The 9807-nt window shown below is 61.8% G+C and carries 8 protein-coding genes; all 8 read right to left on the reverse strand.

The features are described 5' to 3' along the window. Positions 1–183: 183 nt before the first annotated feature. The 8 genes from ABF648_RS01400 to ABF648_RS01435 all read right to left on the reverse strand — a co-directional run bounded on the left by ABF648_RS01400 (position 184) and on the right by ABF648_RS01435 (position 9805). Complete coding sequence (locus ABF648_RS01400; RefSeq protein WP_415630503.1) at positions 184–1581, reverse strand: MFS transporter; 1398 nt, start codon at positions 1579–1581, stop codon at positions 184–186. A gap of 427 nt (positions 1582–2008) precedes the next feature. Then, positions 2009–2530, reverse strand: a complete 522-nt coding sequence (locus tag ABF648_RS01405) for a flavin reductase family protein (RefSeq protein WP_415630504.1) — start codon at positions 2528–2530, stop codon at positions 2009–2011. Between the two features lie 6 nt (positions 2531–2536). Then, on the reverse strand, positions 2537–2884 hold the full coding sequence (locus ABF648_RS01410; protein ID WP_415630505.1) for a cupin domain-containing protein: 348 nt from the start codon (positions 2882–2884) through the stop codon (positions 2537–2539). 5 nt (positions 2885–2889) lie between these two features. Next, on the reverse strand, positions 2890–4362 hold the full coding sequence (locus tag ABF648_RS01415; RefSeq protein WP_415630506.1) for a 4-hydroxyphenylacetate 3-hydroxylase family protein: 1473 nt from the start codon (positions 4360–4362) through the stop codon (positions 2890–2892). An 18-nt stretch (positions 4363–4380) separates the two neighbouring features. After that, positions 4381–5082 carry a DUF2848 family protein gene (locus tag ABF648_RS01420; RefSeq protein WP_415630507.1) on the reverse strand — a complete coding sequence of 234 codons (702 nt, stop codon included), beginning with the start codon at positions 5080–5082 and terminating at the stop codon, positions 4381–4383. 1 nt (position 5083) lies between these two features. Then, complete coding sequence (locus ABF648_RS01425; RefSeq protein ID WP_415630508.1) at positions 5084–6616, reverse strand: nitrilase-related carbon-nitrogen hydrolase; 1533 nt, start codon at positions 6614–6616, stop codon at positions 5084–5086. 75 nt (positions 6617–6691) lie between these two features. Next, positions 6692–8065, reverse strand: a complete 1374-nt coding sequence (locus ABF648_RS01430) for an MFS transporter (RefSeq protein ID WP_415630509.1) — start codon at positions 8063–8065, stop codon at positions 6692–6694. 483 nt (positions 8066–8548) lie between these two features. After that, a complete protein-coding gene (locus ABF648_RS01435) occupies positions 8549–9805 on the reverse strand; it encodes a cation:proton antiporter (RefSeq protein ID WP_415630510.1) in 1257 nt (418 codons plus the stop codon). Positions 9806–9807: the final 2 nt, after the last annotated feature.

Here is a 9807-nt window from a genome sequence, read left to right on the forward strand (position 1 = left end):
TACACTCGATCGGTTCAACCGCAATCCCTCGCCCCCCCTGCCGGGGTGGGGTTGTACTCTCGGTGGGGGCACAAAATTGGGGGGGGTGGGTTTGCCCGGCCCCCCCCCCTCGACTGGCGTCATCCGGAAACCGTGCAACCCAACCCAGTGGGCAGCAGCAGAAGCAGGATGCCAGGTTCTACATCATGCCTTGACGAGCTGGGCCTCTCCGGGCTTGGCGTCGTTGAGCAGGGTGAGGTCGCGGTTGGCGGTCTCGGGCACGGTGCATGCTGAGGCGAAGGCGATGATGCCGGCGACGGCCATGTAGATGGCCAGCGGAAGCCACATGTGGAACCTGGCGAGCAGGGCGGTGCAGACGAAGGGTGCGATGCCGCCGCCGATGGGGGTTGACAGCTCGCGGGCCAGGGTCATGCCGGCGTAGCGGTAGCGGCTGCCGAACAGCTCGGGGAAGAAGGACATCTGGATGCCCACAGCCCCATATGCGGCGGTGAGGTAGCCCAGCAGCACGGCGATGAGCACCAGCCAAGTCTTGCCGGTTTCCATGATCGGGAAGTACACGAAGGGCAGTACGACGCACAGGCCGGCGACCACCAGGTAGGGGCGCTTGCGTCCGAGCTTGTCAGACACCCTGCCCCACATGAAGGCGGTGAACATTCCGAACAGCGCGCCGATGAGCTGGATGTTGGTGATGGTGCCCTTCGGGAAGTGCATGGCGGTGCCGGGCAGGAAGACCATCGTGGTGACGAAGGTGACGAAGAAGGTCTGCACGATGTAGCTCTGGGTGTTCTGGCCCCAGTTCATGAAGAACACCTGCAGAATGCGAGGCCAGCCCTTGTGCACGGCAACCTTCAGCGGCGCAGCCTGAGCCTTGCGGTTCTCGGCGTTGCGCTTCATCTCTTCGAAGACCGGCGACTCGTCGAGCTTGCGACGCATGATGAACGCGGAGATGGTGACAATTGCGGACATCCAGAAGACCATGCGCCATGCCCAGTGGACGAAGGCCTGCTGGCCGAACACGAACTGAAGCAGCGCGAACAGCAGGGTGCCGAAGGCGGTGCCGGCTGCGGCGCCGACCATGACGAAGGATGCGAGACGGCCGCGCTTGCCGTGCGGTGCGGATTCGGTGAGCAGTGTGGCGCCGCCGGCCTGTTCGGCACCCGCGCCGAGGCCCTGCAGGAGCCGCAGCGCCACGAGTAGCGCCGGAGCGAAGACGCCGATGGTGTTGTAACCGGGCAGGCAGCCGATGAGGAATGTCGCCGAGCCCATGATGAACAGAGTGACCACGAGCACCCACTTGCGGCCGTGGCGTTCCCCGAAGTGGGAGAAGATGATGCCGCCGAGCGGCCGGGCGAAGAATCCGACGGCGTAGGCCGCGAACGCGTACAGGGCGCCCGCGAGAGGGTCGACCTTGGGGAAGAAGACGGTTCCCAGCACCAGCGCGGAGGCCAGGCCGTAGGCTGCGAAGTCGAACTGCTCGAGCATGGTGCCGATGCCGCCGGCCAGCGCATAGCGGCGCACCACTGCAGGATCGGTTGTGGTGGGTACGGGCTGGATCTGGCCTGAGGAGGCAGATGTGGACACGTCATTCCTTTCTTGGAGAGGGAGTCGCTATGAACATTGACTGACCAGGTCTGAGCACGATGCTTTGTGACCCATGGACTGGCACGTCAGAGCTGTGGTGTGGGACACAGGAGGCGGCGACGACTCCTGCGTCTTGCGGTGTGGCGATCTTCGCCTCGGGCGCAGCACATCCGTGGGGATGACGTTTCGCTCGAAAGCGTCAGGCTAGCACTGTGCGGTGCGGGCATGGCCTTCAGCCCTGGACAAGCACAGGCCGTGAGTGACTTGACGGGCCAACGCCTGTGCACCCGTGTCTCTGGGGCCATGCGCACGACGCGGAGTGCAGCATCGTCGTCCTCCTCTCGGGTTCTCGCAATCCTCCAGACATGCGAACGGGCCCCGCAGCGCAATGCCCAAGGCATGCCGCGAGGCCCGTTCAGGTTTTCAGTCAGAATCTCCAGTGCATCTCGTCGTGGCCGAAATCGTGGTAGCTGCCGAAATGCCCGGCGTTGAACACCAGTGGTTCACCGTTGCGATATCGCAGTTTTTCCACATGGCCGAAGAAGACCTCGTGGTCTCCCAGCGACGCATGCTGCAGAACAGTGCAATCGGTTTGTACGAGGGCCCGCGCGATGAGTGGAATGCCCGATTCGGTGTGGTCGAACACCTCGTTGGCGAACTTGTCCTCATCGTGCGAGGCGAACCGGCGCGCGACACTCTCCTGTTTCACCCCGAGGATCGACAGTCCGAATCTGCCCGAAGCCATGATCGCATCGTGGGTGCGCGTCTGGTGGTGCAGCGAGATCATCAGGACCGCCGGATCCAGCGTGATCGAGGTCATCGAGTTGATCGTCATTCCCTCGGGGTGCTCACTGCCGGCGGCGGTGACCACGGCCACGCCAGTCACGAACCGCCCCATGGCATTGCGCATGTGCAATGCATCGGGCTCGACAAGTGCCAAGGTTTTCATTTTCGCCTACTTCGGGTAGTAACGAACTTCGAACATTTTCGCGCCGGTCTTCGAGTACCAAGGACCATGTTCCATGCCCGGCGGACGGGTCGCGAATGAGCCGGCGAAGAACTGCTGGTGCAGCCGCTCGTCGACGAATTCGCCCTCGAAGATGAAGACTTCCTCCCAGAAATCATGGGTGAGCACACCATTCGGTGCCGTGGTCGTCCCTGGTTCGAATTTGAGGATACGTGTAATCGCGCCTGTTTCGTCATCACGCGAAAGGATCGCTTCACTCAGTCCGTCGATGGGCGGGTCACATGGCTGGAATTCGAAGTCGGACCACTGGGTGAACTCGTGTTCTGTCTTCCCCATTGTCATCAACCTTCTTCCGAGATCGGTCCGTCGGGACCATAGCTGTTGAGGAAATCGTCCAGATCAGCGACCGCTGCTGGATAGTCGAAGTTCTGGTAGGCGTAGACGCCCTTGACGATGAAGGGAGCACCGGCATAGAACATCTCGTACTGCTGGTGGCGGCCGCCGAATTCAGAGCCGAGAATGTCCCAGGCGAGTTTGAACAGCTTGACGCGTTCCGTGCTGGGAGTCCCCGGCGATTGCACATATCGGGCGACATCGTCCTTGGTGAAATCGCTCTCAAGATCCTTGACGCTCGAGGGCAGTTGCAGCACACCACCACCCACCAGGTCTCGAAGGATGTTGATGACACGGGGGTAGACCTCTGACTGCAGGCCCATCGACGAGTACAGCGCCTTCGCCCCGGGAACGCAGGTGCCGGACTTGTCGATCTCCGCGGTGTACTCGGAGGCGAGTACTGCCGACTCGACCGAGGTGGCCAGCGCCGCCAGTTCTCCGAGCTTCTCGCGTACTCCCGGGATCCGGTTCGTCTGGTTGATCTGGGTGGCCTTGTGAGCGACCGCAGCGATGAACTTCAACTTCGTGGCGAGACGGATCTGTGCCTGCCAGTTGCCGAGCACATGCGCGGGGGTGTCGAAGAACTGCAGCTTGGTCTTCTCGACGTTCTGATTGATGAAGACCCGGTCCCAGGGGACGAGGACGTCATCGAAGACCACGAGGCAGTCGGATTCATCGAAGCGGGTGGTAAGCGGGTAGTCGAACGAACTGGTCGCGGCAGGCGCATACGGACGGCGCGAGTAGAGCTTGAGCCCCGTGGTCGCGATCGGCAGCGCGAAGCTGAGGGCCACATCTGAATCGTCCGGGCTGAGCGGCTTGATGCAGGTGACGAGGATCTCGTCGGTGACAGGTGATGCAGTGGCCAGCATCTGCGAGCCCCGGACGATCAGGCCTTCCTCGGTTTCCTTCACAACGCCGACCTGGAGGAACTCGCCCTCCCAGCCTGAGGCGGTCGTCGCGCGAGAGATCTGCGGCGGAACGATCGCGTAGGTGATGTACCAGTCGTTGGCTGCTGCCTCAGCCTGATACGTGAGGACATTGGCCGCGTAGTCGTGCCCGTCCTCCTGCCCGTACAGATCCGATCTCGCAGCGAACCCGGCCAGGAAGCTCGAGACGTGGTCAGGGGTTCGACCCAGCCAACCGTGCGAATACTCCGCCCACTTCTCAATGACTTTCCTGCGCTCGGTGAGTTCTTCCCGAGACTTCGGGGCATAGAAGAGACGGTTCACATTTTTGCCGATTTCTTCGTTGTAGACCTGGAATCCGTTGTCGGGATCTGCTGAAATGTCGAACAGCGCGGCCACTGATCTTGTGAGGCCCTTGAAGGCAGGGTGCTCACGCACATTCTCAACGGGCTCACCGTCGATGATGACGGTTCTGCCGTCATCGAGAGAGTCGAGATATTCTTTCCCGCTTCGCATTTTGTGTGCCCTTCTTTTCTACTTCATCGAGTAACTGTGGGAAATCGAGCGCCCGTCCTCGAATTCGAGGCTGAGCTTCCAGCGGGTCCCGCGTTGGAATTTTCCGTTGAGCAAGGGGACGGTGCCCCCCAGACAAATGAGCGTGTGGACGGTGGGGAATTTCTCGCGCAGTGGTCCGAGCGCGTCGGCAGGCGAGAGGATTTCGTTCAGGGTTCCCGATTGGTACAGCACGTCGTCCACCCAGCAGCGCACCTGGCAGGAATCCAGCGAGACCTGGTTGACATCTCCCATTGAGACCAGATCGGTGCCCACCGGCTTGGGGCAGGTGAGCTTCGATTCGGCGATGTCGACGGTCTCCAGTTCGCGGTCGGTGTGATCCGACCCGACGCCCACGTAGAACTCATCGCCGATGAGCACGTACAGCGGCTCAACCTCGCCGGAGGTCACATGGCTGGTCTTCGATTCGAAGGCATCTGCTGTGCTGAACAGCGACGGGGCCATCCGGTAGTACATCGGCACTTCGGGCGGCGGGGCGACCCCGATCTTCTGCAGCTCGGAAATGTGTGCCTGGACGGCTTCCGGGTCGCGACCGGTGTAGCCGGCGACGAATGCATTTTCGATGGGAACCGCGATGTCGTCCCCGGTGTTGATCACGTGGAACGAGAGTGCGCCGGTTCCTTGAGGGGTACTCTTCCGCTCGGCTCGTGGAATGGTGCTCACGTCAGTCTTCTTTCAAATTGTCGTAGTTGGTGAGCCGGTCGTTCAGAACCGGGAAGGCATTGCGGCGGTCGTCGATGAGTTGAAGATCGATCGAGGCGTAGAGCGGTTCCTCCCCGCTGCCGGCGGTAGCGACGATCTCGCCGTTGGGGCCGATGATCCGGCTGTTCCCCCCGAGCTCCTCACCTCGCTGCACACCGGAGGCATTGCAGGCGACGAGGATGAGTTCACTTTCCGCTGCGCGGACCTGGGAGAACATGTTCCAGTGGTCGAGTCTTGCCTTGGGCCACGCCGCGGGAACGATGACGAGTTCGGCGCCGCGTTTTCCGATCTGGTCCCAGAGTCCGGGGAAGCGCAGGTCGAAGCACGTGGTGCTGGTGAACCGGGCGAAGGGGAGTTGGGCGATGGTGAGTTCATCGCCAGGCGTCAGGACTTCGGTCTCTTCCGAACCATTGCCGAAGAGATGAATCTTGCTGTAGCGGTGGGCGATGCTGCCGGCGCGGTCGAGAAGCACTGATGTGTTCCGAATCAGTCCTTCGGCAGTGCGCTCGACGAAACTTCCCATGTGCACATAGCAGCCGTGTGACCGGGCGAATGCTGCGCACATCGCCACGGTCGGCCCGCTGAGCGGCTCGGCGTCCTCCTGGTAGTGGTCGAAGTGGAAGTATCCTGTGTTCCAGAGCTCGGGGAGCACCACCAGGTCAACGTCATTGAGGGCGTCGAGCATGCCTGAGACGCGTGTGATGCGTTCGGCCTTCGTCTCGGTGTCTGGGCTCGCGACTTGGACGAGCGCCGTGCGAAGCGTGGTGCGTTCCACCCCCACGGCCGGCGCGGGGAGCGGTGTGGTGGCAAGACGCCTGCTCCCCGCACCGGTCAGCAGAGGTTCCTCGACCTGCGTCTTCTGGAGGAACGCTCGATTCGTCGATTCGAGGTGCCGCCGGGTCGCCAGCGCGGCGCCATCGGCATCCCCCGCGAGGATGCACCGCATGATCGTCTTGTGTTCTTCCACCACCTGCTCGGCGCGCGAGACCGAATGGCTCAGCGCGTTGATCCCCAGACGCAGCTGCTGGTCCCTCTGTGAGCAGTACACGCGCTCGAGAGTCGGATTGTTCGCGGAATGCACGATCAGTTTGTGGAATTCGAGATCGAATTTCATGAAGGCGATGGGATCGGCCGACACCTCTTTCTGCTGCTTCGTCAATGCGGTGAGCGCATTGCTCCCGGTTCCGGAGAGTGCACACTTCCGGACAGCCCATTCCTCGATGACGAGTCTGGTCTCCATCATCGTGCGGACATCGGCGATCGAGAGAGCCGGTACTTGTGCTCCCCGATTCGGCACTCTTCGGATGATGCCGATCGCGTCGAGACGCAGGAGGGCCTCGCGAGCCGCAGTCCGGGACGTTCCTGATTCCTCTGCCACTTGATTTTCACTGAGGTTGGCCTCCTCGTTCCACGGCAGTTTGGAGACGAAATTACGAAGCCATTCATAGGCAATGTCTGTGGCTGTCGAGGGGATGACCGTTGGGAGAGAACTCATGGGATGACCCTTCTGTCTACAGGTGTGTGCAGCATCTGAACCGAGTGTGGGGCGAGTGTCCAAGTCGGTTCTGGGTCAGGCGGCTTCGGCCTCAACCGGGGTCAACTCGTGGGTCGACTCCTCGAGCTTCAGATCGACCTGCTTGAGCGTGAGCCCCTTCGTCTCGGGTGCGCACGAGATCGCCACAATCGAGATGAGGGCCATGAATCCCAGGTAGACCGCAATGGCATAGCCGGTGCCGAACGACCGATACAGGGCGAGGGCGATGATTGGCGACAGGGATCCTGCGATGAGGGAAGCGATGTTGTAGGCAACCGACGTGCCGCTGTAACGCACCGGAGTGGGAAACAGCTCAGAGAAGAATGCCCCGATGGATGAACTGTAAACACCGAAGATGAACAATCCACCGACCGCAGCGGCGATCACCGCCGGGATTGTCTGCATGTTCAGCAGGAAGAAGAAGACGAACCCGTAGAAGACGGTCGCGATCGAAGCGGCGATCAGGATCGGCTTGCGGCCGACACGATCTGCGAGCAGGGCGAACAGCGGAATGGTGACAATGGCGACCGCTTGTCCGATCATCACCGCGTTGAGCACCGAGCCTCGACCCATATGGTGAATCTGTGTCATGTACGTGATGATGAAGAGCGAGTAGAGATAGAAACCGGCGTTCTCACCCATCCGCATGCCGATAGCGATGAGAATGTGGCGCCAGTAGTCGCGGAACAACGGGATCAGCGGAACCTTGTTGATCTTTGACTGTTCCTGTGCGGAGTGTGTCTCAAGGTCTTTGAACAGTGGTGTCTCCTCGACGTAAAGCCGCAGCAGGAGCCCGATGATGACGAGCACGCTCGAGAGCGCGAAAGCTATCCGCCATCCCCACGCCATGAATGCGGATCCCGGCATTGCCACCGCAAGGACGGCAAGCACACCGGCGGAGATGAGGTTGCCGAGTGGCGGACCGACGTTTGGCCAGGATGCCCAGAAGGCACGCTTCGAGCTCTTTCCTTCGCTGTGTTCGGCGACCAGGAGGACTGCGCCGCTCCACTCCCCACCCAGGGCGAACCCCTGAATGAGCCGGAGGAGGAGCAGGATCAGGGGAGCGAAGATGCCGATCATCGCGTAGGTCGGGATGAAGGCGATGAGCAGGGTTGCTCCGCCCATGAGCACCAGACTGGTGATCAGCGTCGCGCGGCGGCCGTGCTTGTCACCCATGTGACCGAAGAAGATGGCGCCGAGCGGACGCGACAAGAAGCCGGCGGCGAATGTGCCAAGCGCCAGCATCGTGCCGACCAATGGGTCGCTGGTCGGGAAGAACAGGTGGTTGAAAACCAGAGCCGATGCAGTTCCGTAGAGGAAGAAGTCATACCATTCCACGGCCGTACCAGCGACGCTTGACGCGGCTACCAAACCCATACTGGACGATCGCGTATGTGTTGTCGATGTCATGAGGATCCTTTGCTTGCGAATTCGGCCGGGGGCCTACCCTCGGCCGGTTCGAGGTTCTGAGATCAGATGCCAACTCGGGTCTCGGTTACGCAGCCTCTTGATGGAGAATGTAGACACACTGTCGACAATCATCCAGGGCTGTCGACAGTTGTTCACGAGTCTGTAACGGATGAAACAGGCCCACAATCGGGCTGTAATGCTGCGGTTACAAGCGGCTAGAAACGGCTATGGCAAGCGAGTATGCGAGTCTTCATCATGAAATCTGTTGGCTTGGAGGCGTCGGTGGTGGAGTTGAGCCCAGAAGTCATCAGCATCCCTACCGGAGAGGCGGGCTCGGGTGTACGGCCAAGAGAGCTGAGATTGTCGACAATCTCTTCAGATCATGAAGTCATGTTCGAAGTGCAGCGATTGGCTGGGAAGGCTCCTCGAGAGCTCAATTCCACATCCACCAGGCTCAGACGGCGATGGTGCGCACCCCAAAGGTCAGGAGCTCGTCCCACTCACCTGATGTGCCACGGGCTGCCAGGCCTCGTCCCGCTTGCCCAGCAGCGTCGCGGCCGACGGGAACACCAGCATGCTGAGTGCACCGCCTGCCACCAGGCATGACGCCAGTGGTCTGGCCATCAGCCCCTGGTTGACGGCAACTTCGGTGACTGCGACGATGATCGGCAGACCAGCCGAGGCGTAGAGGGCCAGCTGAACTTGCTGTACCGGCCGGGTGAGTCCGGAGCCAGTGGTGGTGAAACGCTCTGCCAACCACACCGGTATTCCTCGAGTGAGGAGCACGGCTCCCAGCGTGCCCACCGTGATCCAGATGTGTGCACCCACCTCCGCCAGGTCGATGGACATTCCGCTGATCACGAAGAACACCGGCACGAAGAAGCTGTTGGCAAGCACTCCGATGCGGGTGTCCAGAGGCTTGGTGTCCTTGCCTGCGACCAGGCGGAGGCACAATCCGGCCATGAATGCGCCCAGCGCCACGTCGATGTGGAAGAGCGCTGCCAGAGCCATCAGCCCCACCAGCAGCAGCATGATCAGGCGCAGAATCATCGCGTTGAGCTTTTCCCGGCCGGTCTTGTCGAACCACTCTTGCAGGCGCTCCACCTCGGCCCTTGGCAGGGCGGCGATGCGCCTGGCCCTGGACATTTGGTGTTTGCGCGTGGACCAGGCCAGGAAGACGGTCAGCAGCGCGAAGCCGATGAGAACCAACGCCCCGATCCAGGGGCCGTTCCCCGACAGCAGCAGGGCCATCGCCACCACCGGGCCGAGCTCGCCGACCGTGCCGTGGGCCAGGACTGCGCGTCCCAGCTTCGAGTCGAGCAGACCGGAATCTCGCAGGATCGGCACCAGCGCGCCCAGGGCTGTGGAGCTGAACGCGATCCCGTGTGCCGTCGCGCTGAGCCACGACCCAGGATGCAGCACGAGCAGCGCGAGGGCCACACCAACCGCGAGGCTCACCAACCAGGTGAGCGAGGCGCGGTGCAGCTGGCGTTTCTGCAACTCTGCCGGGTCGATCTCGAACCCGGCAGCGAGGAACAACAGGCCGAGGCCCAGCTGCCTGATCATCGGCAGGCCGTCCGGACTGGCCAGGCCCAGCACAGAGGGCCCGATGGCCACGCCCAGACCGAGCAGGCACACCACCTCAGGCAGCAGTGTCCGAGTGTTCCGGGCGATCAGTGGAGCGATCACCGCTGCCAGCACCACCCAGAACAGCGACAGGTCGGCCCCGTTTGTCACCATGG

The organism is Propionibacterium sp., assembly GCF_047719395.1.
Lineage (GTDB): Bacteria > Actinomycetota > Actinomycetes > Propionibacteriales > Propionibacteriaceae > Propionibacterium.